Source organism: Nocardioides marmorisolisilvae, from assembly GCF_031656915.1.
In the GTDB taxonomy this organism is placed as follows: domain Bacteria; phylum Actinomycetota; class Actinomycetes; order Propionibacteriales; family Nocardioidaceae; genus Marmoricola; species Marmoricola terrisoli.
The window spans coordinates 1688382-1714317 of sequence record NZ_CP134227.1 but is presented as its reverse complement, the minus strand read 5'-3'; the positions used below and the strand labels follow the sequence as shown (position 1 = coordinate 1714317).

28 protein-coding genes are annotated in these 25936 nt (G+C 70.7%); 14 read left to right on the top strand and 14 right to left on the bottom strand.

The window, feature by feature from the left end; translation table 11 throughout:
• Positions 1-16: 16 nt before the first annotated feature.
• The 3 genes from Q9R13_RS08175 (at position 17) to Q9R13_RS08165 (ending at position 3466) form a co-directional block, all read left to right on the top strand.
• Positions 17-637, top strand: coding sequence for a hypothetical protein (locus Q9R13_RS08175; protein ID WP_310964598.1), 621 nt, complete (start codon positions 17-19; stop codon positions 635-637).
• Between the two features lie 162 nt (positions 638-799).
• Positions 800-2245, top strand: coding sequence for a polyprenol phosphomannose-dependent alpha 1,6 mannosyltransferase MptB (mptB, locus tag Q9R13_RS08170; protein ID WP_310964597.1), 1446 nt, complete (start codon positions 800-802; stop codon positions 2243-2245).
• Between the two features lie 141 nt (positions 2246-2386).
• A complete protein-coding gene (locus Q9R13_RS08165; protein ID WP_310962367.1) occupies positions 2387-3466 on the top strand; it encodes an IS110 family RNA-guided transposase in 1080 nt (359 codons plus the stop codon).
• A 300-nt stretch (positions 3467-3766) separates the two neighbouring features.
• Here Q9R13_RS08165 and Q9R13_RS08160 read toward each other — a convergent pair whose 3' ends face one another.
• Positions 3767-3988 carry a hypothetical protein gene (locus Q9R13_RS08160; RefSeq protein WP_310964596.1) on the bottom strand — a complete coding sequence of 74 codons (222 nt, stop codon included), beginning with the start codon at positions 3986-3988 and terminating at the stop codon, positions 3767-3769.
• Positions 3989-4205: 217 nt separating this feature from the next.
• On the opposite strand from Q9R13_RS08160, the gene miaB reads away from it, so the two are divergent.
• On the top strand, positions 4206-5705 hold the full coding sequence (miaB, locus tag Q9R13_RS08155; protein ID WP_310964595.1) for a tRNA (N6-isopentenyl adenosine(37)-C2)-methylthiotransferase MiaB: 1500 nt from the start codon (positions 4206-4208) through the stop codon (positions 5703-5705).
• 8 nt (positions 5706-5713) lie between these two features.
• Here miaB and Q9R13_RS08150 read toward each other — a convergent pair whose 3' ends face one another.
• From Q9R13_RS08150 to Q9R13_RS08140, 3 genes are read right to left on the bottom strand one after another with little or no spacing between them, the layout of a single operon-like run.
• On the bottom strand, positions 5714-5944 hold the full coding sequence (locus Q9R13_RS08150; RefSeq protein ID WP_310964593.1) for a hypothetical protein: 231 nt from the start codon (positions 5942-5944) through the stop codon (positions 5714-5716).
• Positions 5944-6426 (bottom strand): NUDIX hydrolase, encoded by a 483-nt coding sequence (locus tag Q9R13_RS08145; protein WP_310964592.1) that lies wholly within the window; start codon positions 6424-6426, stop codon positions 5944-5946. Before Q9R13_RS08145 ends, Q9R13_RS08150 begins: the two co-directional genes overlap by 1 nt.
• A gap of 5 nt (positions 6427-6431) precedes the next feature.
• Positions 6432-6617: an antitoxin gene (locus tag Q9R13_RS08140; protein WP_310964591.1), complete on the bottom strand. Its 186-nt coding sequence runs from the start codon at positions 6615-6617 to the stop codon at positions 6432-6434.
• A 55-nt stretch (positions 6618-6672) separates the two neighbouring features.
• Between Q9R13_RS08140 and miaA the strand changes: the two genes are divergently transcribed.
• Both miaA and Q9R13_RS08130 read left to right on the top strand, forming a co-directional pair.
• The gene (miaA, locus tag Q9R13_RS08135; RefSeq protein WP_310964590.1) at positions 6673-7584 is read left to right on the top strand and encodes a tRNA (adenosine(37)-N6)-dimethylallyltransferase MiaA; all 912 of its coding nucleotides are present in this window, start codon (positions 6673-6675) and stop codon (positions 7582-7584) included.
• A gap of 48 nt (positions 7585-7632) precedes the next feature.
• Complete coding sequence (locus Q9R13_RS08130) at positions 7633-8175, top strand: dihydrofolate reductase family protein (RefSeq protein ID WP_310964588.1); 543 nt, start codon at positions 7633-7635, stop codon at positions 8173-8175.
• Here the strand turns inward: Q9R13_RS08130 and Q9R13_RS08125 are convergent.
• From Q9R13_RS08125 to Q9R13_RS08115, 3 genes are all read right to left on the bottom strand, one after another.
• Complete coding sequence (locus tag Q9R13_RS08125) at positions 8159-9502, bottom strand: DUF6297 family protein (RefSeq protein WP_310964587.1); 1344 nt, start codon at positions 9500-9502, stop codon at positions 8159-8161. The genes Q9R13_RS08130 and Q9R13_RS08125 overlap by 17 nt on opposite strands.
• Positions 9503-9633: 131 nt before the next feature.
• Complete coding sequence (gene ccmA, locus Q9R13_RS08120; RefSeq protein WP_310964586.1) at positions 9634-10311, bottom strand: heme ABC exporter ATP-binding protein CcmA; 678 nt, start codon at positions 10309-10311, stop codon at positions 9634-9636.
• 51 nt (positions 10312-10362) lie between these two features.
• Positions 10363-10527 carry a hypothetical protein gene (locus Q9R13_RS08115; RefSeq protein WP_310964585.1) on the bottom strand — a complete coding sequence of 55 codons (165 nt, stop codon included), beginning with the start codon at positions 10525-10527 and terminating at the stop codon, positions 10363-10365.
• Between the two features lie 65 nt (positions 10528-10592).
• Here Q9R13_RS08115 and dapF point away from each other — a divergent pair, with 65 nt between their 5' ends.
• Both dapF and Q9R13_RS08105 read left to right on the top strand, forming a co-directional pair.
• Positions 10593-11417: a diaminopimelate epimerase gene (dapF, locus tag Q9R13_RS08110; RefSeq protein ID WP_310964583.1), complete on the top strand. Its 825-nt coding sequence runs from the start codon at positions 10593-10595 to the stop codon at positions 11415-11417.
• A gap of 117 nt (positions 11418-11534) precedes the next feature.
• Positions 11535-12311: an SDR family NAD(P)-dependent oxidoreductase gene (locus Q9R13_RS08105; RefSeq protein WP_310964582.1), complete on the top strand. Its 777-nt coding sequence runs from the start codon at positions 11535-11537 to the stop codon at positions 12309-12311.
• Positions 12312-12346: 35 nt separating this feature from the next.
• Here the strand turns inward: Q9R13_RS08105 and Q9R13_RS08100 are convergent, their stop codons facing one another.
• Entirely contained in the window at positions 12347-12736 is a 390-nt protein-coding gene (locus tag Q9R13_RS08100; RefSeq protein ID WP_310964581.1) for a hypothetical protein, read from the bottom strand.
• On the bottom strand, positions 12733-12969 hold the full coding sequence (locus Q9R13_RS08095) for a hypothetical protein (RefSeq protein WP_310964580.1): 237 nt from the start codon (positions 12967-12969) through the stop codon (positions 12733-12735). The genes Q9R13_RS08100 and Q9R13_RS08095 overlap by 4 nt, the downstream gene beginning before the upstream one ends.
• 87 nt (positions 12970-13056) lie before the next feature.
• Between Q9R13_RS08095 and hflX the strand changes: the two genes are divergently transcribed.
• The 5 genes from hflX (at position 13057) to Q9R13_RS08070 (ending at position 19777) form a co-directional block, all read left to right on the top strand.
• The gene (gene hflX / locus Q9R13_RS08090; protein ID WP_310964579.1) at positions 13057-14562 is read left to right on the top strand and encodes a GTPase HflX; all 1506 of its coding nucleotides are present in this window, start codon (positions 13057-13059) and stop codon (positions 14560-14562) included.
• A 47-nt stretch (positions 14563-14609) separates the two neighbouring features.
• Positions 14610-15326 carry a DUF2207 domain-containing protein gene (locus Q9R13_RS08085; RefSeq protein ID WP_310964578.1) on the top strand — a complete coding sequence of 239 codons (717 nt, stop codon included), beginning with the start codon at positions 14610-14612 and terminating at the stop codon, positions 15324-15326.
• Between the two features lie 9 nt (positions 15327-15335).
• Positions 15336-17078 (top strand): DUF2207 domain-containing protein, encoded by a 1743-nt coding sequence (locus tag Q9R13_RS08080; RefSeq protein ID WP_310964577.1) that lies wholly within the window; start codon positions 15336-15338, stop codon positions 17076-17078.
• Positions 17079-17146: 68 nt separating this feature from the next.
• The gene (locus Q9R13_RS08075) at positions 17147-17755 is read left to right on the top strand and encodes a LemA family protein (RefSeq protein WP_310964576.1); all 609 of its coding nucleotides are present in this window, start codon (positions 17147-17149) and stop codon (positions 17753-17755) included.
• A gap of 63 nt (positions 17756-17818) precedes the next feature.
• Positions 17819-19777 (top strand): ATP-dependent DNA helicase, encoded by a 1959-nt coding sequence (locus Q9R13_RS08070; RefSeq protein WP_310965059.1) that lies wholly within the window; start codon positions 17819-17821, stop codon positions 19775-19777.
• On the opposite strand, the gene Q9R13_RS08065 is transcribed toward Q9R13_RS08070, so the two are convergent.
• The 5 genes from Q9R13_RS08065 to Q9R13_RS08045 all read right to left on the bottom strand — a co-directional run bounded on the left by Q9R13_RS08065 (position 19701) and on the right by Q9R13_RS08045 (position 25149).
• A complete protein-coding gene (locus Q9R13_RS08065; protein WP_310964575.1) occupies positions 19701-20510 on the bottom strand; it encodes a phosphatase PAP2 family protein in 810 nt (269 codons plus the stop codon). The genes Q9R13_RS08070 and Q9R13_RS08065 overlap by 77 nt on opposite strands.
• Before the next feature lie 187 nt (positions 20511-20697).
• Positions 20698-22656: a S53 family peptidase gene (locus tag Q9R13_RS08060; protein ID WP_310964574.1), complete on the bottom strand. Its 1959-nt coding sequence runs from the start codon at positions 22654-22656 to the stop codon at positions 20698-20700.
• A gap of 178 nt (positions 22657-22834) precedes the next feature.
• On the bottom strand, positions 22835-23620 hold the full coding sequence (lexA, locus tag Q9R13_RS08055) for a transcriptional repressor LexA (protein ID WP_310964572.1): 786 nt from the start codon (positions 23618-23620) through the stop codon (positions 22835-22837).
• 116 nt (positions 23621-23736) lie between these two features.
• Positions 23737-24324, bottom strand: a complete 588-nt coding sequence (locus Q9R13_RS08050) for a hypothetical protein (protein ID WP_310964571.1) — start codon at positions 24322-24324, stop codon at positions 23737-23739.
• A gap of 144 nt (positions 24325-24468) precedes the next feature.
• Positions 24469-25149: a helix-turn-helix transcriptional regulator gene (locus Q9R13_RS08045; protein WP_310964570.1), complete on the bottom strand. Its 681-nt coding sequence runs from the start codon at positions 25147-25149 to the stop codon at positions 24469-24471.
• A 239-nt stretch (positions 25150-25388) separates the two neighbouring features.
• Between Q9R13_RS08045 and Q9R13_RS08040 the strand changes: the two genes are divergently transcribed.
• Positions 25389-25805 (top strand): LysM peptidoglycan-binding domain-containing protein, encoded by a 417-nt coding sequence (locus tag Q9R13_RS08040; RefSeq protein WP_310964569.1) that lies wholly within the window; start codon positions 25389-25391, stop codon positions 25803-25805.
• Positions 25806-25936 lie beyond the last annotated feature (131 nt).

Here is a 25936-nt window from a genome sequence, read left to right as displayed (position 1 = left end):
GACGGAAGGAGCAGCCGTGGCAGTCACGCGAATCATCGGACATCTGACGAGGACCGGGTACGACGCGGTCCGGCACCCGGTCGCCAGCGCGTCGTACGCCGCCGGCCTGGTCAAGGGAGCGGCGTACTCCGTAGTGCGGATCGCTGCAGGCGGCGATGACGGACGGCCCACCTGGTCCTCCGCCACCACCTCTCCGCCTGCACCGCCCCCGACGCCGACACCGACACCGGGGCCCTCTCCGGTACCCGGTCCGGACCCGTCCCCGGACCCGACACCCGGCCCGACGCCGATGCCGCCGATCCCCGAGCCCGCACCGGAGCCGCCGCCACCCAACCTGGCCGAGCCTGCCGAGCACGAGCCGGCAGCCACCTCCCGACGCTCGGCGCACGGCCGGGTCGGAGGCGAGCCCGACATCGACCGGTGGCAGGCGGACGCCGAGGCTGAGCTGTTCGGCGAGGATGTGGAGGTGCAGACGCCGGTCGGCACCACCGGCGCGGGGCGAGCAACCAACCCCGACACCACCGAGACCGATCTCCAGCAGCCGGGAACCGAGCCACTGATGGATCCCGCCACCACCAAGGCCGTGCGCAGCGAGGCCGAGATCCTGCAGCGTGCGGCCGACGTCGACAAGGGGTAAGCCGACTTCTCGAACCACCCGCGCACGACCGAGAGGCCGAACCCCTTGGTGACCTCGAGCAGCTCCTGAGCGAGGTGGGCCACGGGCCGCGGGCTTCGCACATCCTCGGGAAGCGCTCAGGACGGCGAAAGGTTGGCCGCCCAGTGTGAAGATGTGCGAGGAGTGGCTTCATACGGGGTCGCCGGCTCGGGCCTCCTCCTCTTCAGCGGCCTCCTCTACGGACCGGAGCCGACCCCGAGCTGGGTCCGGCAGACCCCGGTGCTGCACCAGCTGCGCAGCCTGCCCGTCCATCGCGCGCTGGGCATGGGAATCGCGTTCGCGGGTCTGGCGCTGCTGACCTGGTCGTGGTGGCGGCTGCGCAGGATCGTCGCAGACCGACCCGACGGCGTACGTCGGGTGCGGCAGGTCACCGCGCTCTGGGTGATACCACTGCTGGGCGCGCCGCCGCTGTTCAGCGGGGACGGCTGGAGCTACGTGGCCACCGGCTATCTCGACGGTCACGGGCTGTCGCCGTACATCTATCCGCCGGCGGTGCTCCCCGGCCCGTTGAGCTCGGCGGTCTGGCACGGCTGGCTGTTCACCGTCTCGCCCTACGGCCCGGTGCCACTGGTCTGGGGTGGGGTGTTCTCGCGGCTGACCTCGGACCCGTGGGTTCTGCTGATCGCCTACCGGCTTCTCGCCTTGGGCGCGGTCGGACTGCTCGCCTGGGCGGTGCCCAGGCTGGCGGCGCGAAGCGGTCGCAACCCGGCTGACGCGTCCGCGCTGGTGCTGGCCAGCCCGCTGGTGATCGCGCACGGTGTCGGGGGACTGCACAACGACCTGCTGATGGCCGCGGTGATGCTCTGCGCGCTCGTTGTCGCGCGCCGGGAGCACTGGGCCTGGGCCGCTGTGCTTGCCGGAGTCGCCGCGTCGGTCAAGGCACCGGGAGGCCTCGTCGCGCTCGGCGTGGTGCTGCTCTCCCTGCATCCGGGGGCCCGGCTGTCGCAGCGGCTCCGGCGGACCGTCGAGGTCGGTGTCCTCGGAGCCGGCACCGTCGTCGCGATCGGGATCGCCTCCGGGCTCGGCTTCGGCTGGGTGCACGGGCTAGCGGTCCCGGCCCACGAACGGACCCTTCTCGCGCCGAGTGTCTACACCGGCCACCTGCTCGACGAGGGCCTGCGCGGCCTCGGCCACCTGGGGCACGTCGTGCTGACCGACCTGCATCCCTCCACCATCATCCGCATCGGTGCGGTCGCTCTCCTGGGGGCGGTCATCATCGGCACGCTGGTGCGGACACGGACCGAGACGATCCCGGCGCTGCGGGGTACGGCGCTGGTGATGCTGGCCGCGACCTTGCTCAGTCCCGTGCTGCAGTACTGGTACTTCTTGTGGTGTCTGCCGCTGCTCGCCTGCGTGCGGTTGAGCCGGGAGCAGGCCTCCGCGGCCGTCACCGCCGGAGCGGTGCTCGGGCTTGGTGCGCTCGCCGACCCGTCGCTGCACGTGGACTGGCTGGACACGACCGTGCAGTCGGCGCTGATCCTGCTCCCGCCGGCTGCGGCGCTGGCCGCCTGGCGGCGACGGGGCGACGACCGGCCCGGCGACCCCGCTCGGAGTCTCGTCCGGTCGTGAGGGTGCCCCGTGCGGGTCAGACGGTATGACGTGACCGCCTCGACGTGAGGGGGTTGCGGGCCGGGGCCTCTCACATGCATGAACGTGGGTTATCGGGCAGGAGCGGCCTGCTCGACCTATCCACAGGCATAGGAGGCCCCGGTGTTCACTGAGCGTACGAGTGTTGGACTCGATGTGCATGCACGGTCGGTCGTCGCGACGGCGATCGACACCACGACCGGCGAGCTGTTCAAGGAACGGCTGATCCCCTCGAACGAGATCGTCCTGGAATGGCTGGCTCGTCTGCCCGGTCCGGTCGCGGTCACCTACGAGGCAGGACCGACGGGGTTCGGATTGGCCCGAGCGCTGGCTGCGGCCGGGCTGCGGTGCGAGGTCGCGGCACCGTCCAAGCTCGTTCGTCCGGCTGGTGATCGGGTCAAGACCGATGCCCGTGACGCGCTGCAACTTGCCAAGCTGCTGCGCAACGACGACGTGACCAGCGTCCGGGTGCCGACGATCTCCCAAGAATCGGCACGCGACCTTGTCAGGGCCCGTGAGGACGTCCGCGGCGATCTGATGCGCGCCCGGCACCGGGTCTCGAAGCTGTTGCTGCGCCACGGACACGTCTACTACGGCGGGCAGACCTGGTCGGCCAAGCACCATGGGTGGCTGCATCGGATCCGCTTCGAGGAGCTGGGCACCCGATGCGCCTACGAGGCCGACCTCGAGGCCATCGAGTTCGCCGTCGCGCGCCGCGATCGCCTCGACAAGCTGATCGCCCAGGTCGCCGCAGACAGCGAGTTCACCGACGTGACACGTCGACTGTGCTGCCTGCGCGGTATCTCGACCTTGACCGGATTCGCGCTCGCCGTCGAGCTCGGTGACTGGCAGCGATTCAACGCCAACGGCATCGGCGCCTACCTCGGACTCGTCCCTTCCGAGCACTCCAGCGGCCAGTCCCGCCGCCAGGGCTCGATCACCAAGACCGGCAACAGCCACGCCCGGCGGCTACTGATCGAGGCCGCCTGGCACCACAAGCCCCGCTACACCGTCGGTGCGGTCCTGCGAGCCCGCTGGGAACAGGCCCCAGAAGCGGCACGCGTGCGCGCGCACGTGGGCAACACCCGACTCAACCAACGCTGGGCCAGCTACACCCGCCGGCACAAGAAGAACACCGTCGCGAACACCGCGATCGCGCGTGAGCTAGCCGGCTGGTGCTGGTCACTAGCCATATTGGAGTAGCCGGCCTACGAAGACTTGGCCTGGCCCGTCAACCGTCTTGACGAGCAGCGCGAGGAGAACCCCGTCCGCGATTGGGCTGTGAGCCACGAAAAAGCTCGTGACGCTCGACCTCAGAGAAGCCGACCACTCCTGCCGCACGCCGTCCTGCGGTAACCAACCCGCGCATATCAGCATCGACCGCGCGTCGACAACGACACGCTGCGACAAGACGACCACAGCCCCAGACCAAGAGAGGCGCCGCCAGCACACCCAGTGCCGGCGGCGCCTCACCCTGCCCTCTTGACAGACAGGGCCCACATATCAGCCCTGGGGAAGCACTGCCTCGACATCCTCGACGGCGCTTGCCGCTGCACGGCCAGGACGGGCGAGCCGCGGCTCGAGCCAGGTGGCCAGTGCTGAGACGCCGTTGTTCGTCACCACATAGATCAGCGCGATCGGGCCGAAGACCATCAGATAGTCGTTGAGGTAGAGCGAGATCCAGCGACCCTGCCCAGTGAGCTGTCCTTCAGTGCGACCACACACTGCTGTCCTTCAGCGCATGCAGCTCGCCGTACTTCTTCTCGACGCCCGTGAGAACGACGAGACCCGCAGCGTCCGTCATGCGGCACATTCCTCCCGGGTGCGTACCCGATATGCCCCCTGACCCGTGCGCCGCGTGCATCGTGGCTGTTGTGTTGCCTAGTGTGGCGGGCCCCGACCGGCGAGCGCCGGCGTCGGCACCACGTACCCTTGTCCGGTCATGAACAGCGCTGTCCGTACCTACGAGGTCCGCACCTACGGGTGCCAGATGAACGTCCACGACTCCGAACGGATCTCCGGTCTGCTCGAGGACGCCGGCTATGCCCCGGTGGCGCAGGGCGACCAGGCCGACGTGGTCGTGTTCAACACCTGCGCGGTCCGGGAGAACGCCGACAACCGGCTCTACGGCAACCTCGGCCATCTGGCGCCGGTCAAGGCGAAGCAGCCGGGCATGCAGATCGCGGTGGGTGGCTGTCTGGCGCAGAAGGACCGCGACACGATCACGACGAAGGCGCCCTGGGTGGACGTGGTCTTCGGCACCCACAACATCGGGTCGCTGCCGGTGCTGCTCGAACGGGCCCGGGTCGCAGACGAGGCGCAGATCGAGATCCTGGAGTCCCTCGAGGTCTTCCCGAGCACGCTGCCGACCAAGCGGGAGTCGGCCTACGCGGCCTGGGTGTCGATCAGCGTCGGCTGCAACAACAGCTGCACGTTCTGCATCGTGCCCGCACTGCGGGGCAAGGAGAAGGACCGGCGGCCGGGCGAGATCCTCGCGGAGATCGAGGCGCTCGTCGCCGAGGGCGTCAGCGAGGTGACCCTGCTCGGGCAGAACGTGAACACGTACGGGGTGGAGTTCGGCGACCGGCAGGCGTTCAGCAGGCTGCTGCGCGCCTGCGGCGACATCGAGGGCCTGGAGCGGGTGCGTTTCACCAGCCCGCACCCCTCGTCGTTCACCGACGACGTCATCGAGGCGATGGCGCAGACACCCAACGTGATGCCGCAGCTGCACATGCCGCTGCAGTCGGGCTCGTCACGGCTGCTCAAGGAGATGCGTCGCTCCTATCGCCAGGAGAAGTTCCTGGGCATCATCGACCGGGTGCGGGCGGCGATGCCCGATGCGGCGATCACCACCGACATCATCGTCGGCTTCCCCGGCGAGACCGAGGAGGACTTCCTCGAGACGATGAAGGTGGTGCGGCAGGCGCGGTTCGCCGGCGCGTTCACCTTCCAGTACTCCAAGCGACCCGGTACGCCGGCGGCCGACCTGCCCGACCAGGTGCCGGCCGAGGTCGTCCAGGAGCGGTATGAGCGGCTGGTGGCGCTGGTCAACGAGATCTCCTGGGCCGAGAACCGCCGGCTCGAGGGCAGGACCCTGGAGCTGATGGTCGCCGAGGGGGAGGGGCGCAAGGACGCTGCCACCCACCGGCTGTCCGGCCGCGCCCGCGACAACCGGCTGGTGCACTTCACCCCCGTCGCCGCCGACGGCAGCACGATCGATGTGCGACCCGGTGACGTGGTCGAGGTCGAGGTCAGCCACGGCGCTCCGCACCACCTGGTCGCCGACGGACCGGTGCGCGCGGTCCGCCGTACCCGGGCGGGGGACGCATGGGCCCTTCGGCAGGGTCAGACACCGGAGGGGGTGCCCTCGCAGGGGGTGGCGCTGGGGATGCCGGCGGTCGGCGTGCCTGCACCCCTGCCGGAGGCGTCGGGCTGCGGCTGACGGCTGGATCAGGCGGGCTCGCTGGTCGGGTCCGCCCCGTGACCGTCGGAGGAGTCGCCCTCCTGCTGCTTGTCGTCCGGTGCACGGACCGCGTTTGGGACCACCTCGTCCTCGATCTGGGCCGAGAACGGCGGGTCGGGGGTGAGGTGCGGAAACTCCTCGACGTAGTCGTCGACGGCGTCTGCGCCACCGGGGAACTCGTCGGGCGCGGGGTCGACACGTGGCTCGGGCAGGCTCATCAGGTCCGCGTGCCCGATCCGGCGCGATCGAAACCGAAGGTCGCGTAGCCGCCGCCGGAGCCGAGCCGCTGGAGCGCGAGCCGCTCGTGGGGGACCACGGTGTCGGGCAGGTCATCGAGCCCGAACCAGCGCAGCTCGGCACACTTGTCCGGCTCCATGATCCGCGGGTCGCCGGACCAGGAGGTGCAGCTGAAGAAGAAGTCGACCCGCTCCTCGATCGGGTCGAAGGCCGCGTCTGGGCCGGGTCCCTGGGTGCGCTGCATGGTGAGCTCGAAGGCGAGGACGAGGTCGGTCAGCCCGAGCTCCTCGGCGGCCTCGCGCCGTGCGGCGTCGTACGCCGTCTCACCGCGCTCGACATGTCCGGCAGCCGCGGCGGCCCAATGCCCGTCCATGTAGCCGGTGTCCTGTCGCAGCTGGAGGAGCACCTCACCATCGCGCCGGAGATAGACGTACGCCGCCGGCACGACGGTGAAGCGGCTCATCTCAATCAGCCGTCGAGGTTGCCGAGAGCGTCCTTGGCCTGGTCGGCACCCTGGTCGATCTGGTCGGTGAACGTGCCACCGGTCTTCTCGTCGGCGATGCCGGCCACCTTGTCCACGCCCTCACCGACCTTGTCCTTGTTGTCGCCGAGCAGGCCGGCAGCCTTGTCCTTGGCGTCGTCGAGAAATCCCATGAGTACCTCCGAGATGATCTGCCGGCGACTGTCGCCAGCCTGACAGACTTATCACATGGGAGGTGCGCAGAGCAGGGTGCTGGCCGTCGTCGGCAGCACCGCGGCCGGCAAGAGCGACCTGGCTCTCGAGCTCGCCGAGCGCCTCGGTGGTGAGGTGGTCAACACCGACGCGATGCAGGTCTACCGCGGCATGGACATCGGTACGGCGAAGCTGCCGGTGGCCGAGCGGCGCGGGATCCGGCACCACCTGCTCGACCTCCTCGACGTCAGCCAGAGCGCCAGCGTCGCAGAGTTCCAGCGGCTGGCGCGCGACGTGATCGCCGACTGTCACCGCCGCGACGTCGTGCCGGTGCTGGTGGGCGGCTCCGCGCTCTACACCCGAGCGGTGCTGGACGAGTTCGACTTCCCTGGCACCGACCCAACGGTCCGGGCCCGTCTCGAGGAGGAACTCGTGGTCGAGGGGTCCGAGTCGATGCACCGGCGACTGGCCGCGCAGGACCCGGCTGCTGCAGCCGCGATCCTGCCGAGCAACGGCCGTCGGATCGTCCGAGCACTGGAGGTCATCGAGCTGACCGGCGGGCCCTTCACCGCGGCCCTGCCCGAGCGTCGCTACCACTACCGGGATGCACGGCAGGTCGGGGTGGACGTCGACCGGGCCACGCTCGACGAGCGGATCGCCCGCCGGGTCGACCTGATGTGGCAGCGCGGGCTGGTCGACGAGGTGCGCGAGCTCTGCGGGCACGGCCTGCGTGAGTCACTCACCGCGAGCCGAGCGCTGGGCTACCAGCAGGTGTTGGACCACCTCGCCGGGGAGATCACCGAGGACGAGGCCCGAGAGCGCACGGTCGTGGCCACCCGCCGGTTCGCCCGCCGTCAGGAGGGCTGGTTCCGCAAGGACGACCGGGTTCGGTGGGTGGCCCACGACGACCCCGATCTCGTCGGATCCGCGGTGGCCGCGACGCTCTGACGGAGCAAGCGCGATCAGGGTGTCGGTGCTCCGTGCGAGGGTGGACCGATGGTGACTCAGTACTACACCGCCTCCAGTGTCGACGGCTTCATCGCCGACCCGGACAACTCCCTGTCCTGGCTGCTGTCCCGTGACATCGACGAGCACGGCCCGATGGGCTATGCCGGGGTCCGGGCCGGCTGGGGGGCGATGTGCATGGGCGCGACGACGTACCAGTGGATCGTGGACAACCACGACGACGGCTGGCCCTACTCGATGCCGTGCTGGGTGTTCACCCACCGAGACTTCCCGCCGCGGGACGGCGACATCCGGTTCACCTCCGCGCCGATCGCAGACGTGCACGCGGAGATGGTCGCCGCGGCCGGCGGGAAGAACGTCTGGGTCGTCGGCGGTGGCGACCTGGTCGGACAGTTCCACGACGCCGGTCTGCTCGATGAGGTGTGGGTGCAGTACGCCCCCGTGACGCTCGGCGGTGGCGCACCGATGCTGCCGCGACGGATCGAGCTGAGGCTCACCGACCTTGCGCAGAACCGCGACTTCGCCTGCGCACGGTACGACGTCGTCCGCGAGTCGGCTACTGACGGGCAGTGAGGTAGCCGAGCACCACCAGCGACAGGACCAGGGAGAAGAATGCGCCGTTGCCCGTCGGGGAGAGCAGCAGCGGGGCCGTGGTGACCAGCAGCATGTCGAACCCGCGCAGGGCACTGCCATAGAGGTTCGTCGGTACGCCGCCGGCCGGCGTGGACACGAGCGGCCGGGAGTAGTCCGGCGGTCGCCCGGTCACCCAGCGGACGGCGGAGGCGAGCGCGGACAGCCCGATTGCGAAGCCGATGCCCACCGCACCGGTGGGCGTCCCGCCGACCGCGGCATGGACCGCGGGCACGCAGGCAAGACCGAAGGCGATGAGCAGCAGGCCGGGCAGCCGGAGCACGAGCCGTCGCGTCTCGGCGACCGGGAACGGCAGCATCCGCAGCAGGCTGGGGGTTCGGGTGAGCACCCGCAGGGCGACCAGCAGCGGCAGGCCCGCGAGGAAGCCGGCGAGCGCGGCCACCAGCAGCGTCAGTCGGCCTGCGCCGGTCGCGGCCACGGCGTACGGCGCGACCACGGCGGCGGCCAGCACCACGACGGTCTGCGGACTGCGGAGCATCCGGGTGACCTCGGTGCGGACCAGCGCCTCCGGGCCTGCCGGCAGCCCGCGGCGGGACCGCACCGTGGCGTGGCCCCGCCACCGGTGCTCGACCAGGACGTCATAGAGCAGGGCGAGGTCGAGGGTGGCCAGCGCTCCGGACAGGCCGGGCGCGAGCGAGCCCCCGGGGGCGACGTCGCGGTCACGCAGCCGCCCCAGCCGGGTCACCGAGAGCACCCCCAGGGCCACGGCCAGCGCCGCCGCAGCCGCCAGCACCGCCCACCATGTGGCCGTCAGGTGTCGCGGCGACTCCAGCCGCGGTGCGACACCGAGAGCGAGCACCAGCAGAGCCGCCCACAGCAATGCGGCGAGCAGCCAGACCAGCACCCGGGACGCGATGCCCCGCCGGGACTGGGCGAGCGCCGCGATGCCGACGCCGGCCACGGCGAGACCACCGGCGCTGACGGCGAAGGCAGCGACCGGTCCGGCCGCGAACCCGGCGAGCGTGCTGCCCACCGCCGCGAGCAGGGCCGCGGCGGGGAGGGCCACCAGGAGCGCCCAGACCAGGCGTGGTCGGAGCACCGAGGGTCGGTCGATCGGGGCCGGCAGCAGCCACGACGCGGTCGCGGGCGACACGAACACCGGCCCGAAGAGCCGGGCCACCGCCACCACCAGCAACAGCGCCGCGAGGGCGACCAGCCAGGGCAGTGCGGTGCGCCCTTCCCGGCAGCCGGCCGAGGTGCACAGCTGGCCGGAGACCCGGCCGACGTTGATGACCACGTTGGCGACCATCGAGCCGAGCATCAGCGCCGCGAAGATCCCGATGTAGACGTCACCGAGGACGTCGACGAGCTTGGCGTTCGCGCGGCCGCGTCGCCAGTGCCGAACCTCGGCCCTCAGCTCGCGGACCTCCCGACCGGCGCTCAGCTCGGGACCTCCTGCTCGTGCTCGCCCAGGGTCACGACGCGGTCGGCCACCGCGGCGACCAGCTGGTCGGCGTGGCTGGCCAGGAGTACGGCGAGACCCTCGGCCTTCTCCCGTTGCAGTCTGCCGGCCAGCCAGTCGAGGCCGGCGGAGTCCAGCCGCTGCTCGGGTTCGTCGAGCACCAGCAGTCGTCGGGGCCGCACGAAGGCGCTCGCGAGCGCCAGTCGGCGGCGCTGGCCCGAGGACAGCGTTCCGGGGAGCTGCCCGGACTGGTCGATGAGCCCGACCTCGTGGAGGACGTCGTCGACGACCGTCTCGGCATCGGGCACCCGGTGTGCACGGGCGAACAGGTCGAGATGCTCGACGACGCTCAGGTCGGGAAAGAAGTCCAGATCGTCCATCACCACCGACAGGCCGGCACGCACCGCGGGGGAGCGCTCGTCGAGGGTGGCGCCGTCGAGCTCGACGGTGCCTTCGGTCGGCTTGTCGACGCCGGTGATGCAGCGCAGCACGGTGGACTTGCCGGCGCCGTTGCGACCGACCAGCGCGACGGCCTCACCGGCGGCAACGTCGAGGTCCAGGTCGGTGACGATGGAGTGCTCGCCGTACCGCCGGGTGAGGCCGCGGACCCGCAGCACTGGCGGCTCGGCGGGGGACTTGGCGCGCTCCTTGCTCACCCCGGCAGGATGACAGATCGCCGACTCCCGCTCGCGCCCGGGCGCGACGGTTCAGGCCGCCAGCGGGACCAGGATCAGCGCACCGTCGCAGGCCGTGCAGACCCACTCGTCGCAATCCGGCCGCTCGGAGTGGTCTCCGACGGGCAGGAAGATCGTCACGGTCGCGCAGTCGGGGCAGTGACGACCCTCGCCGCGGAGCATCATCAGTTCGTCCATGGATCGACCATCGCACCGAGGACCGACAGAACCGGTGAGGACACGGGGATCCGTAGACTTGCCGGGTGGACTACGCATTCGTCAAGGGGCACGGCACGCGGAACGACTTCGTGCTGGTGCCCGACGCAGGAGGCCGGCACGAGCTGACGCCCGAGCAGGTGGTGCGGCTGTGCGACCGCCGGGCCGGGATCGGCGCCGACGGCGTGATCCGGGTGGTCCGCACCGACGCGACCGACGACCCGGCCGCGGTCGGCGCCCGCGACGAGGCGATGTGGTTCATGGACTACCGCAACGCCGACGGCTCGCTCAGCGAGATGTGCGGCAACGGCATCCGCGTGCTCGGCCTCTACCTGGCCACCCACGCTGACGTCGATCCGCGCAACCCGCTGCCGATCGCGACCCGCTCCGGCGTCAAGGTGCTCACCTTCGATGGCGGCCGGATCACGGTGGACATGGGCACCCCGACGCTCCTCGGCGAGACCAAGGTGTCGGTCGGGGACCGCTCGTGGGCCGCGTCGCGCGTCGATATGGGCAACCCCCATGCGGTCGCCTTCGTCGAGGACCTCGCCGACGCCGGACCGCTGCTCGAGGCCCCGGTGGTCGACGCCGCGATCTACCCCGACGGGGTCAATGTCGAGTTCGTCCGCCGGGTCGGCGAGCAGCAGCTGGCGATGCGGGTGCACGAGCGCGGCTCCGGCGAGACCGAGTCCTGCGGCACCGGCGCCTGCGCGGTGATGGTCGCGGCGGCGCTGGCCGATGGCGCCGAGCGCGGCACGTCGTACGCCGTCGATCTGCCCGGCGGCCGCCTCGACATCGTCTGGACCGAGGACGACCGGGTGCTCATGACCGGCCCCGCGGTCCTGGTCGCCGAGGGCGTCACCGACCTGTAGCCGCGGCGAGTACGTCGAGGCGGCGCAACTTTGCGAGCTGAGGGCCTCCAGGCGGCGCAACTTTGCACGATGGACCTGCAGAACCTTGGCCGTCCGGCACTGCCTAGACTCCGCTGCATGGACATCAACGGAGCCAGTGCAATCGTCACCGGTGGCGCCTCCGGCATCGGAGCCGCCGCCGCCCGTCAGCTCGCGGCCAAGGGTGCGCGGGTCGTCGTCGCGGACCTGAACGCGGAGAAGGGCGAAGCCCTCGCCAAGGAGATCGGCGGCGCGTTCGCCAGCGTCGACGTGACCCAGACCGACGAGATCGAGGCCGCGGTCGAGACCGCAGAGGGCCTGGCGCCGCTTCGCGTTCTGGTCAACTCCGCCGGCATCGGCTGGGCGCAACGGACCATCGGCAAGGACGGCGAGTTCGGCTCGGCCCACGACCTCGAGGCCTACAAGAAGGTCATCGCGATCAACCTGATCGGCACCTTCGACGCCATCCGGCTCGCCGCTACCGCGATGAGTCGCCACGACCTGCTTGAGTCGGGAGAGCGTGGCGCGATCGTGAACATGGCCAGCGTGGCCGCCTTCGACGGCCAGATCGGCCAGGCGGCGTACTCCTCCTCCAAGGGCGGTGTCGTGGGGATGACCCTGCCGGTCGCGCGTGACCTCTCGGCCGCGGCGATCCGGGTCAACACCGTGGCGCCGGGCCTGATCGACACGCCGATCTACGGCGAGGGGGAGGCTTCGGAGCAGTTCAAGGCCCACCTCGGCCAGAGCGTGCTGTTCCCCAAGCGTCTCGGTGTCGCCGACGAGCTCGCGAGCATGGTGGTCGAGCTCGTCACGAACTCCTACATGAATGCCGAGACGGTCCGCGTCGACGGCGGGATCCGGATGCCACCGAAGTAGCCCCTCGCCACGGTGGGCCGCTCGTTCGCGGCGGCTCAGCCGTGGGAGTGGCCGTGCCAGCGGTCGCGGTCGAACGAATGCGGCGACAGGTCGTTGTCCGGATGCGGCTCGGGACCGCTGGCCGGGTCGGCTGACTGCTCCGGTGGCGGATCCTCGACCTCCGGGGACACGGTCGCCTCCGCGCCGTGGGTTGCAGGACGGACCGAGCCGCGCACCTTGCCGACCCGCTCGCTGCTCAGTCCCATCTCGCCGGCCAGCCCGTCCGGGTTGTTTCCTGCCGCATCGGATTCCAAGACGCCGGAGGACGGGTCGAGGTCGCGCAGCGCGTCGCGGTCCTGGCCGAGATCGTTGTCGGTCACCTGCTGCGTCGGCTCGGCGCCGGGCTCGGGCTCGGCAGAACCCGCCGAACGGTCAGGCTCGTTCACTCGACGTTCTCCGACGGCTGGTCCATCGACGTTGCGGCGTTCTCCTCGTTCAGCTGCTCCTCGGCCAGATCAGGGTCCACCCGCTCGGACGGCCGGATGTCGTGCTCCTGCGGCTGGGGGATGCGCGCGGTGTCGGGCGTGTCGACCCGCTGCGGACCACCCGGCGGAGTCGGGGCGTCAGGCCCCTCCGCGGCAGGGTTCGCGGGGCCGGTCTTCGGCTGCTCGGTCTCCATGGATGCGACGTACCCGATCGGTCGGAGACCACGCTCACGGCAAAGTCGTTCGCCGTGGTGGTCGCGGCGACCTAGGCTGGAGGTCGTATGACGAACGCATCCGAAGAGAACTTCACTCTTGACGAGGAGCTGGCCCAGACCGCGGGCTGGGACCTCGACGAGCTCCCAGCCACCGATTCACGCGGTGTCGACGTCGCCGACGACGAGACCACCGGTGAGATGGACCTCGCTGCGCGGCACGCACTGCGGCGCGTTGCGGGGCTGTCCACCGAACTCGAGGACATCAGCGAGGTCGAGTACCGCCAGCTCCGGCTCGAGCGGGTGGTCCTCGTCGGCGTGTGGACCGAGGGCTCCGTCGAGGACGCCGAGAACTCGATGGCCGAGCTGGCCCTGCTCGCCGAGACCGCCGGCTCACAGGTCCTGGACGCGCTCTACCAGCGGCGCGACAAGCCCGACCCGGCGACCTACATCGGCCGCGGCAAAGTCGAGGGGGTCGCCGAGATCGTCCGCGCGACCGGCGCCGACACGGTGATCTGTGATGGCGAGCTCGCTCCCAGCCAGCTGCGCAACCTCGAGGACAAGATCAAGGTCAAGGTCGTCGACCGGACCGCGCTCATCCTCGACATCTTCGCCCAGCACGCGAAGAGCAAGGAGGGCATGGCGCAGGTCGAGCTGGCCCAGCTCACCTACCTCAAGCAGCGGCTGCGCGGCTGGGGCGGCAACCTGTCGCGCCAGGCAGGTGGCCGGGTGGCCGGCGGTGCCGGCATCGGCGGGCGTGGCCCGGGCGAGACCAAGATCGAGACCGACCGGCGCCGGATCAACACGCGGATCGCCAAGCTGCGCCGCGAGCTGGCGCACATGAAGACCACCCGCGACACCAAGCGCGGCAGCCGGCGACGCAACGAGATCCCGAGCGTCGCGATCGCCGGCTACACGAACGCCGGCAAGTCCAGCCTGCTCAACCGGCTCACCGACGCAGGCGTCCTGGTGGAGGACGCACTCTTCGCCACGCTGGACCCGACCACACGTCGTACGACGGCCGAGGACGGCCGGGTCTACACGATGAGCGACACCGTCGGGTTCGTCCGGCACCTACCGCACCAGCTCGTCGAGGCCTTCCGCAGCACGCTGGAGGAGGTCGCGGACGCGGATCTGATCGTGCATGTCGTGGACGGCGCCCACCCCGACCCCGAGGGTCAGCTCGCCGCCGTGCGGGAGGTGCTCGCCGAGATCGGTGCCGACAGGCTCCCTGAGCTCGTCGTGGTCAACAAGATCGACGCAGCCGACCCGCTCGCCGTGCAGCGCGTGCTCGCCCGCGAGCCGCACGCGGTCGCGGTCAGCGCCCGCACAGGTGAGGGCATCCCCGCTGCGCTCGCCGCCATCGAGTCCGAGCTGCCCCGTCCGGAGATCGAGGTCACCGCGCTGCTTCCCTACGACCGTGGCGACCTGCTCAGCCGGGTCCACGACCGGGGCGACGTGCTCGCCGTCGAGCACACCGCCGACGGCACCCGGGTCACAGCGCGGGTCGGGGAGGCGCTGGCCGGCGAGCTCTCGCCGTACACCGCGGCCGGGAGCACAGGTACCGACGGGTAGTCATCCTCGGCGCGACCGTGGCGACGGGCGTCGATAGGCTGCGCCACATGAGGCGACTTCGGGGGAGGTGGCCGGCGCTGCTTCTGGTCGCGACGCTGGCCCTGCTGGCGGGCTGCGGGTCGGCTCCGGGCCGCGCCGGGAGCACGGCACGGGTGGGTACGCCGGCGGCCTCCGTGACGCCACTCGATCCTGCCGATCCGGACGGTGAGCCGACCACGATCACCCGCTACGACGCGGACTTCCACATCGTTGAGAGCGGTCGGATGGATGTCACCGAGGGCCTCACCGTGAGCTTCCCCGAGGACGTGATCCGACACGGCATCCGGCGTACCTTCCGAGAGGCGCCGGGCCACGTGCAACGGTTCCCCGCCGACGTGTCCGTGCTGCAGGACGGCCGACCGGCGGCCACCGAGGTACAGCGGCATCGGCACTCGCGGGTGCTGTGGATCGGTGCGGCCGACACCGTGCTGCGGCCGGGACAGCACACCTACCTGATCAGCTACCGCTACGACGGCGTGCTCAGCGGGGACGACGACGCGATCCAGCGGCTGCACTGGCCGCTGGTGCCCGCGGGTTGGCAGCAGCGGATCGACCGGACCCGGCTGCGCGTGTTCCTGCCCGCAGCCGCGACCGCAGCGCGGTGCACCGCAGGGAGGGTGACCTGCTCCGTGCACGGTCGGCACACCCGTGTGCTGCACATCGAGACGGGCGCGCTGCCGGCGAAGACTCCGATTGTGCTCCGGGCGAGGCTCGCGCCCCACTAGGCTCCGCGCATGAAGCGACTGGTCGTGCGGGCAGTCGCACTGGTGGTTCTCGCGCTGCTGGTGTCGGTGCCGGCCTGGGGGCTCGACACCTCGAGCGGGTCCGGGTCGAGCGAGGACACCGAGATCACGAACTATGTGGCGGACTTCCATGTGGCGCGCAACGGTGATCTCGACGTGGTCGAGGACATCTCCGTGTTCTTCCCGGTGGGGGTGGCCAAGCACGGGATCTTCCGGTTCTTCGACACCCACGACCCGTCGGCTCCCCACGCTCGACGCATCCCCGAGGACATCCGGGTCCAACAGGATGGGAGCCCTGCGAGCGTCGACCTCTCGTGGCGCAACAACCGTCGCGAACGGGTGCTGCGCATCGGGGATGCGGACCGCTACGTCGACTCCGGGCGGCACACCTACCGGATCAGCTACCGCATCCCCGGGGTGCTCGAGCCCGGCAGCGGCGGCGCGCGGACCCAGTTCTACTGGAACCTGATCCCGGGGGGATGGGCGCAGCCGATCGACAAGGCCACCCTGAGGGTCTTCCTGCCGGCGGACGCCACCGGAGTGCGCTGTGCGTTGGGCAACGGTGCTGTCGCGGGCTGTGCTGCCGCCGGCGCAGGCACCCCGCGTCTGATCGTGCGGACCGGGCCGCTGGCGCCGTACACCCCGGTGACGGTGACCGCGGGCCTCGACGTACCGACCCCACCGGTTGGTCACGAGCTGCCGTGGACCGGCCGCTGGGACGGGGTCCTCGGACAGAGCGTCCCGACGCTGATCGCGATCGCGGTGCTGGCTGCCCTGGCTGCGGCCCTCGGGCTGCTGGCCGCGAGCCGGAGTCGCGAGGACGACCCGGGCTTCCCCTTGCAGTACGCCCCGCCCGATGGCATCGGGCCCGCCCAGGGCAACTACCTCCGCACGGAGCGCATCGACCAGACCGCCTTCGTGGCCTCGGTGATGTACGCCGCCGAGCGCGGTGCCGTCGCGCTGAGCCGGGATGACGGCAGCTGGACGATCGCCGACACCGGCAAGGGCTGGGACCGCATCGACGAGGCCACCGCCCAGGTGTCCGCGCTGGTCGGGGGCCCGCACGGATCGTTCACCGCGTCCAGCAGCAGCGTCGCGGACGGACAGCGACTGAAGAGCGTCATCGGCAGCTTCGAGACGGCGGTGCCCCAGTGGGCGCTGCAGTCCGGCAACCTGGTCAAGGCGGGGTTGGGAGGCTTCGGCGGGTTCCTCGTGCTGGCCGGGCTGGTGCTCGCGGTGCTCAACGTGTTCTTCGACCCGTTCGACCTGACCGTGTTGTCGCTGGTGCCCGGCCTCTTCGCGATCGGCGCACTGGCGCTGCTGGCGCCAGGCGCGTCCACCCGACGTACGGCGATCGGACGCCAGCTGTGGTCCCGGGTCGGTGGCTTCCACCGGGTGCTGTCCACGCCGTCGGCCGAGGCCCGCTTCGACTTCTCCGGGCGCAAGGAGCTCTACACCGCCTACCTGCCCTGGGCGGTGGCGTTCGGATGCGCCGACGAGTGGGCCAAGAAGTATCGGACGGAGGTCGGCGCCGAGCCGCCGCTGCCGGCGTACTTCGTGGGGATGTACTCGGGCGACCACACCGGCAACTTCGTCGACTCGATGGTGAGCAGCTTCAGCAGCACCGTCGACGCGGCGATCTCCTCCTATGAGGCCACCCAGTCCTCGTCGTCGTCCGGTGGCGGCTTCTCCGGTGGCGGCGGAGGTGGTGGAGGGGGCGGTGGCTCCTGGTGACCGCTCGCCACCGGCCCAGCAACTGAGCAAGTCCAGTCCCTGCACGAACCGATCGAGAGGACCTACCCGTGGTCGCCGTGATCATCATCGTCATCATCGTCCTGCTGCTGGCGGCCTTCGCCGTCGTCGGCTTCAACAAGCTCCGCAAGTCCGACATCGGCGCGCAGGAGGCGCTCGGCGGGATCGACGTGCAGCTCACCCGCCGGGCAGAGCTGATTCCGAACCTCGTCGAGACCGTGAAGGGCTACGCGGCGCACGAGAAGGGGGTGTTCGAGGAGGTCACCGCCGCCCGCACCCAGGTCGCGACCGCGGCCAAGGGCGACGACGTAGCGGCCAAGGCGGCTGCAGACGCTGCGCTGCAGGGCGCGCTGGTCCGGGTGAACGCGGTCGCGGAGAACTACCCCGACCTCAAGGCGAACACCAACTTCCTGGAGCTGCAGAAGCAGTTGGCCGGCACCGAGGACCAGCTCTCCTTCGCGCGGCAGTACTACAACGACGCCGTCGCGACGCTGAACAAGGCCGTGCAGACACTGCCGTGGATGTTCTTCACCGGTGTCGCGGGCGTGCACAAGCGTGACTTCTATGAGGCGCCCGTTGGTCAGCAGGCCCAGCCCCAGGTCGACTTCGGCACCGGTACGACGACCCCGCCGCCTCCTGCTGCGCCTGCTGGCTCCTGACCGCCATGGGTGACGTCTCGGCGGGATGGGGGTGGGGCGTCGTAGGGTGCTCGGGTGTCCGCCATGTCCGCTGCAGCGCCGGCCCAGGAGCCTCGGCCGAACGAGGCGGAGGGAGTGCGGGAGCTGCTCGCGGCGGCGGTGGAGGCGCTGGGTGGTGAGACGCGGGCCGGCCAGGTGCAGATGGCGGAGGGGGTGGCCCGGGCGATGGAGTCCGGACAGCACCTGCTCGTCCAGGCCGGCACCGGCACCGGCAAGTCGCTGGGGTACCTGGTGCCCGCGTTGCTGCACCGCGAACGCGTGGTCGTCGCCACCGCGACGCTTGCGCTCCAGCACCAGCTGGTCGAACGCGACCTGCCCGCGCTGACCGATGCGGTGGCGGACCTGCTGCCGCAGACTCCGACGTACGCCGTCCTCAAGGGTCGATCCAACTACGCCTGCCTGCACCGCGTGCGTGAGGGCGTGCCCGACGACCAGGGAACGCTGGTCGACCTTCCGACGGGCTCGATCGGGGCCGAGGTCGTGGCGCTGCGCGAGTGGATCGAGGAAGAGGCCGAGGCGGGCGGCACCGGCGAGAAGGACCGCGCGCCCCGGCACACCGACCGCGTGTGGCGACAGGTCAGCGTCAGCCACCGGGAGTGCCTCGGCGCGGCCAAGTGCCCCTACGCCACCGAGTGCTTCGCCGAACGAGCCAAGGAGAAGGCGGCCCGTTCACACCTGGTGGTGACCAACCACTCCCTGCTCGCGATCGATGCGATCGAGGGCATCCCGATGATCCCGGAGTACGACGCGGTGGTGATCGACGAGGCGCATGAGCTGGTCGCGCGGGTGACCCAGGCGGCCACCGACGAGCTCTCGCCGGCCGACGTCGAGCGCGCCGCCCGGCGTGGTCAGCGGCACGTCGAGGAGCACGAGGCCGACGACCTCGCCGACGCCGCCGACGCGCTGCGCAATGCGATCGACGGCGCCGCGCCCGGCCGTGTCGACCAGCTGCCCGTCGAGCTGACCGACGCTCTGGCACTGGTGCGCGACGCTGCCCGGGCACTGGTCTCCGCGCTGCCGAAGGACACCGACGACGCGGGCGCCACCCAGGCGCGCGGGTGGACCCAGGACATCTTCGCCACTGCCGAGAGGATGGCCGCCGGCAGCGAGCGCGACGTGCTGTGGGTGAGCGAGCGCGACGAGCGTCGGGGCGGCAACCAGCTGTGCGTCGCGCCGCTGGAGGTCGCCGGGCCGATGCGCGAGAAGCTGCTCGCCGAGAAGACCGTGGTCTTCACCTCCGCGACACTCAAGCTCGGCGGTGACTTCGACCGGGTGGCGACGTCCTTCGGGCTCGAGCTGTCCTCCCGCGGCGAGTCCTGGCAGGGCATCGACGTCGGGTCGCCGTTCGACTACGGCCAGCAGGCGATCCTCTACCTGGCCAAGCATCTGCCGCAGCCGGGTCGCGACGGGATGGCGCAGGCCACGCTCGACGAGATCGTCGCGTTGGTCGACGCGCTCGAGGGCCGCACTCTGGGGCTGTTCTCGAGCCGACGGGCCGCCGAGGCCGCCGCCGAGGAGGTACGCCGCCGGCTGCCGCACCTCACGACGCTGGCCCAGGGGGAAGCACAGCTGCCCGAGCTGGCCCGGCAGTTCACCGAGGACCCGCACACCTGTCTGTTCGGGACGCTGAGCCTGTGGCAGGGCCTGGACGTGCCGGGGGAGACCTGTCAGCAGGTCATCATCGACCGGATCCCGTTCCCGCGGCCCGACGATCCGCTGCTCTCGGCCCGCCAGCGTGCCGTCGAGAGGTCGGGGGGCAACGGCTTCATGGCTGTCGCGGCCACCCATGCCGCGCTGCTGCTGGCTCAGGGCAGCGGCCGGCTGATCCGCACCAGCACCGACCGGGGTGTGGTCTCCGTGCTCGACCCGCGGCTGGCGACGGCGCGGTACGCCGACTTCCTGCGGGCTAGCCTGCCGCCGATGTGGACGACGACGGATCCCGCGCTGGTCCGCCAAGCGCTTGCCCGGCTGGCCACCACCTGACCACGACGAAGCCGATCAGCACCACGACCCAGCCGGTGACCGCGTCAAGGACCCAGTGGTTGGCGGTGCCGATGATCACCAGCGACGTGGTGGCGGCGTACGCCCAGCCGGCGATCCGGAGGCCGCGCCAGCGGCCGTATCGCTGCAGTACGACGGCCACCCAGAGTGCCCAGCCCGCATGCAGCGAGGGGAAGGCGGCGAGCTGGTTGGTCAGGTCGCCGAGGCCCTTGGGCGCAGACGCGTCTCCGCTCCACCAGCCGTCGCCCGAGGTGAGCTGGAGGACGTCGACGTAGCCGCCGAAGAGTCGCGGCGGGGCGGTCGGCATCGTGAGGTAGGCGGCCAGACCGAGCACGGTGGCGATCACCAGCGCTCGGCGCGCCGGGAGGTAGCGGCGCGGGCCCTGGCCGAAGAGCCACACCAGCACACCGGCCGTGACGATGTAGTGGGTCGTGGCGTACCAGTAGCTGCCGAACACCGCGAGAGCGTGGTCGAGCACGAACCACTGGTTCAGCGCGTTCTCCCAGGCGATGCCGAGCACCTGCTCGACGTCGAGCAGCTTGGCGGCCCGCTCCCGCGCCGGGGCCAGGTCGTTGCTGGCGAGCAGACGGGATGCGGAGTAGGCGACGTAGAGGAAGCCGATCAGGGCCAGCTCAGCGATGCCGTGACGCCAATGGAACCGGCGTCGGGCGGCCACCGCCACCGGCACCGGGGTCTCCTGCATCTCCAGGGTCACAACAGTGAAAGATAGCGGGTACGGCGGTGCCCGGCACAGCCGTTTTTTGCGCGCTGACCTGCGAAAACGATGATGCGACACGATTTCGGAAACGAGTGGCTCGAAAAGGCGGAGCCGTGCACGACGAAGGGGCCGGGATCAGACCCGGCCCCTCCGTCGTGGGTGATGCTCGTCGATCCGGTGTTGCCTACTGGCCGGCGACCGCGTCCAGCCACGCCTGCCCGTTGGGCGAGCCGACGCCGGTGACGTCGTCGTAGCCGTTGCGGACGTGGATGGTCAGGTCGCCGTCGTCGCCGAACCCACGCACCGAGTAGACGTACCCGGCACTGCCGTCCACCCCGTTGACGTAGTCAGCACGCACTGCGCCCGGGTAGGTCGCCTTGTCGGCAGTGGTGATGTCGTACGACGCGCTCCGCGCGTTGTACAGCACCGGGTTGGCCAGACCGAACGGGTGACCTGCCTGCTGCATCGCCAGCGCCAGCATGCCGGCGTACAGCGGAGACGCCAGGCTGGTGCCTCCGATCCGGTACTCCGAGTAGGCCGCGTGACCGTCGGGGAAGGACTGGGTCTGCCCCACCAGCATGCCGGTCGTCGGGTCGGCCAGCGCCGACACGTCGGGAACGGCGCGCATCGGCGCACCACCGTAGGTCTGGCTGATGGAGCTCGGCACCACGCCGGCCTGGTAGGACGGCTGCGCGAACAGCCTGCTGGTGCCGCCGCCGGCGCCGTACAGGTAGAACGGAGTGCTCCAGGTGCCGTCGGCGTTCAGGGTCTGCTTCTCGGTCTCCCAGCCCAGCTCGAACTGTCGGCTGTCGCCCTGGTCCACGCCCAGCGCGGTGCCACCGACCGCGGTCACCAGCGGGCTCGAGGCCGGCCAGTCAGGGGTCGGGGTGGCGCCGTCGACGCCGCCGGTCTCGTCACCGTTGTCACCGGAGGAGAACAGCAGGCTGATGCCCTCCGCGGCCGCCTGAGCCTGGGTGTCCAGCTGCGGCTTGATGTAGCCGGTGGGCAGTGCCTCGCCGCCGTACCCGTAGGAGTTGGTGACGATGTCGGCCAGGTGGTTGTCGACGACCTTGTTCATGATCGCGTCGAGGTCGCGGTAGTTGTTCGGAGCGCCGATGTAGACGATGTCGGCACCGGGAGCCATGGTGTGCGCGGCCTCGATGTCGAGGGTCTCCTCACCGGACCAGCCGCCCGGGTCCTGCTGCTTGTTGGTAGCCCGGTTGTAGGTGCCCGGCGGGACGATCTGGCTGAAGTGGCCCTTGATGCTCGGCAGGCCGTGCTTCGCGCTGTAGGTCTCCACGTCGGACACGATGGTCGGCGATGCGTAGGCGTCGATGACACCGATCGTGACACCCGAGCCGTCGTTGCCGCTGCTGATCGCGCCGCTCATGCCGTAGGCGCCCTGCAACTGCTTGCCGGCATAGCCGCACGGCGCGAACGCGTAGTCGGGCGTCGCCGGCAGCACGGTGCCGTCCGGGGTCGGCGTGTTGTCGACCGTCTTCTCGCCCCAGTAGGACGAGCATGGCTGCGCGTTCACGAACACCGGCGGCGGGGGAGCCGCCTTGTGCTGGATCGCAAGCGTCTGCGACTCGTCGAGACCGATCACCGCCTCGACGTGGGTGAGCGTGGACGGGATGCTCAGCGCGGTGGTGTTGCTGCGCACTGTCTGGCCCTGCACCTTGTACTCCGCGAAGGAGGTCTTGAACGCCGAGGCCGCCTGGCTGGCGGTGCCGGTCGCCTCGACGTACTTGCGGTTGCCGGGGACCGAGGTCACCTTGAAGCCCTGACCCTTCAGCCAGGACTCCACCGCGTTCACGGTGCTGGTGTTGGGCGAGAACTGCTGGTGGAACTGGGCGGGCGTGAGGAACTTGCCGTAGTCGGGACTGCCGGGGGTGGAGACCGACTCGGCGAGCTTCTGGGCGGCGTCACCGCCACGCCAGTCGAGGTAGACGCGGAAGTCGACAGGCTGCGAGCCGGGCGTGCTGCCGACCCTGTGCTGGGCCTTCGCCCAGGCCGGGGTGCTGCCGGGCAGGGTGCTTCGGCCGTTGCTGGCGGCCTGGGCCGGGCTGAGCAGGCCGGTAGTGGCGGCTGCGAGAGCTGCCGCCGCCGCGATCGCGGCGACGGACGGGGCAATTCTTGTCACAGGGGTTCTCCCTTTCCGAGAAATGTGGCCGTCCGAGCAACGGCCACAGGAAAAACTACCCCTATGTGACCCCGAGCACATCCCCTCGCCGCGATCGAGTTCTCAGGAGGACTTCAGCCGGTCGCGGACGTGACGCCGTAGCGGGGCACGCGTCGCTGGAGGCCGGCCAGGAGGGCACCTAGACCCGGCGGAGTACGGCGGTCACCTTGCCGAGAATGGTGGCGTGGGTGCCGTCGATCGGATCATAGGCGTCGTTGTGGGGGAGCAGCCAGACCTTGCCGGACTTGCGCTGGAAGGTCTTCACGGTGGCCTCGCCATCGAGCATCGCGGCCACGATGTCGCCGTTCTCCGCCGTCTGGGCCTGGCGGACCACCACGTAGTCGCCGTGGCAGATCGCTGCGCCGACCATCGAGTCGCCGGAGACCTCGAGCAGGAAGAGGGTGCCCTCGCCGACCAGTGACTTGGGCAGCGGGAAGACCTCCTCGACCTGCTCCTCGGCGAGGATCGGCACACCCGCGGCGATCCGGCCGACCAGCGGGACGTACTGAGCGCCGGGCACCGCGTCGCCGATCCCGGTCGGGTCGAAGCTCTCGTCGCCGGAGTCGGCGTGGGAGATCGCGCGACGGGCGGCCATCAGCTCGGGGATGAACACCTCCAGCGCCCGCGGACGGTTGGGGTCGCGCTTGATGAAGCCCTTCTTCTCCAGCACGCGCAGCTGGTGAGCGACGCTGGAGGAGCTGGCCAGGCCCACCGTGTCGCCGATCTCGCGGATGCTCGGCGGGTAGCCGCGGCGCTCGATCGACTCGCGAAGCGTGTTCAGGATGCGTTGCTGCCGAGGGGTGAGTCCGGTCGCGTCGGGCGCCGCGTCGGGCAGCGCGGTGACGGTTGCGTGTCGCTCCTTGGTGGCGTCCTTGTCGCCCTTGGCGCTGCGTGCGGGGCGCTTCGTGGTGCTCTTGGTGGCCATGGGTCAGACCGTAGACCGATTCCGGGCGGGGTTCAAACATGTGTTCGAACGGCGTGTCGGGTCACGCTCGGGGCCGTGGGCACCGAGCCATGCGTCGACGCGGCTCCTGCGGTCGGTCAGGCTGCTGCTGGACCGGTCGCCGGCCGGCGGCTCACTGCGACCACGGACGCGTGCGGGTCGGACGGCGCGTGCTCGGGACGGTCGGTGGAGACAGGCTCCGCGGGTTCGGCGCGGCCGCCGAGCACGACCCCCATGTCCAGTCCGTACGTCGTGGTGCCCCCGGGGCGGGACTCCCCGTGCTGCATCTCCCCGATCGAGGGACCGGACATCCCGGTGTCGACGGCGCGGACCTCGCCCTGCGCCAGGACCGACAGCGCGTCGGAACCGGCGAAGAGGTTCTCCTGGCGGCTCCGGTCGAGCCGGGAGAGTCGGCGGCGCCACTGCGACCACTCGGAGAACGAGCGCGCTCTGGCGACCCGAGTCGCCTCGCGGAACAGCCCGTCGGCTGCGTCGAAGGCGAGCTCGAGGTGGTGGTACGCCGTCTGGCGTACCGGCAGTGGGGCCTCCAGGCGGACAAGGAGGTCCAGCTCGGCCCGGCACCGCTCGACGCGAACCAGCGCTTCGTCGACGCGGGCGACCAGGTCCTCGGTGACGCCGGGCTGCGCGGCGCGGTCGTGCCTCCAGCGGCGGGCGAGCCTGCTCATCGAAGGCCGGCCTTCGTCTGACGCACCACGCGCTCGCCGCTCCTGAGTCGATGGTGCTGTGCGATCGAGACGATCATCATGTCCGCGTTCCCTTCCCCTTCTTTTCTACAAGGCTGGTAGTGGAAAAGAAAGGGACCTTCGTCCTCACCCCGGCTCGATCTCCGGCTCGATCTCGGCGATGCACAGTGAGGGCTCGACGAACGGGAGCAGCCGGCCGGTCCGCATCGGTGCCCGCATCTTCTCCAGCGCGCCCTGCATCAGGCCGAGATGGACCGAGCAGACGACGTCGGGCCGGTCGGCGGCGACCTCCCGGAAGGGACAGTGCTCCAGTCGGATCTGGTTGCCGTCGCTGCGCCGTGGAGCGAAGCCGACGTCGTCGAGGAGCGCGGTCAGCTGGTTGACCGCATCCTCGGCGGCAGTCTCACGATGGGGCGGTGGTTCCTCCGCGAGGTAGCTTCCCCAGGCCCTGCCTGCGTCCCGGGATGCCGCGGACGGATCGGCGTGGGTGTTCGCGACGAACCCGGCCAGGATCTCGGCGAGCAGTCGGTAGTTGCGCTGATCCTCGTCGATGTCGGTTGTGGGAAGCGCGGCGTACGTCGCCCGCGGCCGGCCGCGCCGGCCCTCCGTGCGGACCGACCGCTCGACGAGCTCGTCCGCAACGAGGTGGTCGAGGTGGAACCGCACGGTGTTGGCGTGCAGGTCGAGCATCCTCGAGATCGCCTGCACGTCCAAGGCGTCGGGCGCGTCGCGGAGCGCGGCCAGCACCTCCGCGCGGCTGGTGCCACGCTGGCCCCGGTGGGCGCCGCCGGTCGTGGGACGGCTCATCTCCCCAGTTTGCCACCAGTGGTCTTGGAGAAAAGATTCGCGACACGCCGTTCGAACATATGTTCTTGCCCGGTTCGAACAGGTGATCTAACCTCGTACATGTGTTCGATCGAACGTCTGATCGACTGGGCCCGGCGAAACTGTCGGTTGCCGCCGATAGACATCGACCAGAACACAGAAGAGGGGTCGCGAACTCCGTCCGGCCACGAGGGCCGGGCACTTCCCTGGAGGTGGACCGAATGAGCACGATGACGATTTCCCCGATCCGTACGGTGAGGCCGGTGCGGCCGCTGCACGTGATCACCGATGCGCCGGTGCGGCGACCGGTGGCTCGCGTCGAGACCCGGTCGGCGCTGCGGCTGACCCGCCGCGGTCGGGCGGTGTTCCTGGTCGCGTTCCTCGCTCTGCTGGTGACCCTGATGGTCGCCTTCGGCGGGCTGGCCACCGCCACCCATGACTCCGGGACGCCCGACCCGGTGCGGATCGTCGAGATCGGTCCGGGCGACACCCTCTACGGGCTGGCCGGGTCGATCGCAGCCCCGGGGCACGTGCGGGACATGGTGTCGCACATCGAGCAGCTCAACTCGCTGTCCGGTCCGGAGCTCCAGGTCGGTCAGCGGCTGGCGCTCCCGCTGGACTCGGGCGCCACGAACTGACGCCGGCCACGGCTGGCTGAGGAGACGTACCGGCCACGGGACTTCGACCCCCCGGCAGGCTGGTCCTTGGGGAAGGCGGGGGCGAACCGATGCGCTCGGTTCGCCCCCGACGCTTGTCGAGACGCCCTGGT

Coding starts and splice junctions, on each gene's coding strand:
- miaB (WP_310964595.1), top strand. CDS start 4,206: ATGAACAGCGCTGTCCGTACCTACGAGGTCCGCACCTACGGGTGCCAG.
- Q9R13_RS08150 (WP_310964593.1), bottom strand. CDS start 5,944: ATGAGCCTGCCCGAGCCACGTGTCGACCCCGCGCCCGACGAGTTCCCC.
- Q9R13_RS08145 (WP_310964592.1), bottom strand. CDS start 6,426: ATGAGCCGCTTCACCGTCGTGCCGGCGGCGTACGTCTATCTCCGGCGC.
- Q9R13_RS08140 (WP_310964591.1), bottom strand. CDS start 6,617: ATGGGATTTCTCGACGACGCCAAGGACAAGGCTGCCGGCCTGCTCGGC.
- miaA (WP_310964590.1), top strand. CDS start 6,673: ATGGGAGGTGCGCAGAGCAGGGTGCTGGCCGTCGTCGGCAGCACCGCG.
- Q9R13_RS08130 (WP_310964588.1), top strand. CDS start 7,633: ATGGTGACTCAGTACTACACCGCCTCCAGTGTCGACGGCTTCATCGCC.
- Q9R13_RS08125 (WP_310964587.1), bottom strand. CDS start 9,502: ATGGTCGCCAACGTGGTCATCAACGTCGGCCGGGTCTCCGGCCAGCTG.
- Q9R13_RS08115 (WP_310964585.1), bottom strand. CDS start 10,527: ATGGACGAACTGATGATGCTCCGCGGCGAGGGTCGTCACTGCCCCGAC.
- Q9R13_RS08105 (WP_310964582.1), top strand. CDS start 11,535: ATGGACATCAACGGAGCCAGTGCAATCGTCACCGGTGGCGCCTCCGGC.
- Q9R13_RS08095 (WP_310964580.1), bottom strand. CDS start 12,969: ATGGAGACCGAGCAGCCGAAGACCGGCCCCGCGAACCCTGCCGCGGAG.
- hflX (WP_310964579.1), top strand. CDS start 13,057: ATGACGAACGCATCCGAAGAGAACTTCACTCTTGACGAGGAGCTGGCC.
- Q9R13_RS08085 (WP_310964578.1), top strand. CDS start 14,610: ATGAGGCGACTTCGGGGGAGGTGGCCGGCGCTGCTTCTGGTCGCGACG.
- Q9R13_RS08080 (WP_310964577.1), top strand. CDS start 15,336: ATGAAGCGACTGGTCGTGCGGGCAGTCGCACTGGTGGTTCTCGCGCTG.
- Q9R13_RS08070 (WP_310965059.1), top strand. CDS start 17,819: ATGTCCGCTGCAGCGCCGGCCCAGGAGCCTCGGCCGAACGAGGCGGAG.
- lexA (WP_310964572.1), bottom strand. CDS start 23,620: ATGGCCACCAAGAGCACCACGAAGCGCCCCGCACGCAGCGCCAAGGGC.
- Q9R13_RS08050 (WP_310964571.1), bottom strand. CDS start 24,324: ATGAGCAGGCTCGCCCGCCGCTGGAGGCACGACCGCGCCGCGCAGCCC.
- Q9R13_RS08045 (WP_310964570.1), bottom strand. CDS start 25,149: ATGAGCCGTCCCACGACCGGCGGCGCCCACCGGGGCCAGCGTGGCACC.
- Q9R13_RS08040 (WP_310964569.1), top strand. CDS start 25,389: ATGAGCACGATGACGATTTCCCCGATCCGTACGGTGAGGCCGGTGCGG.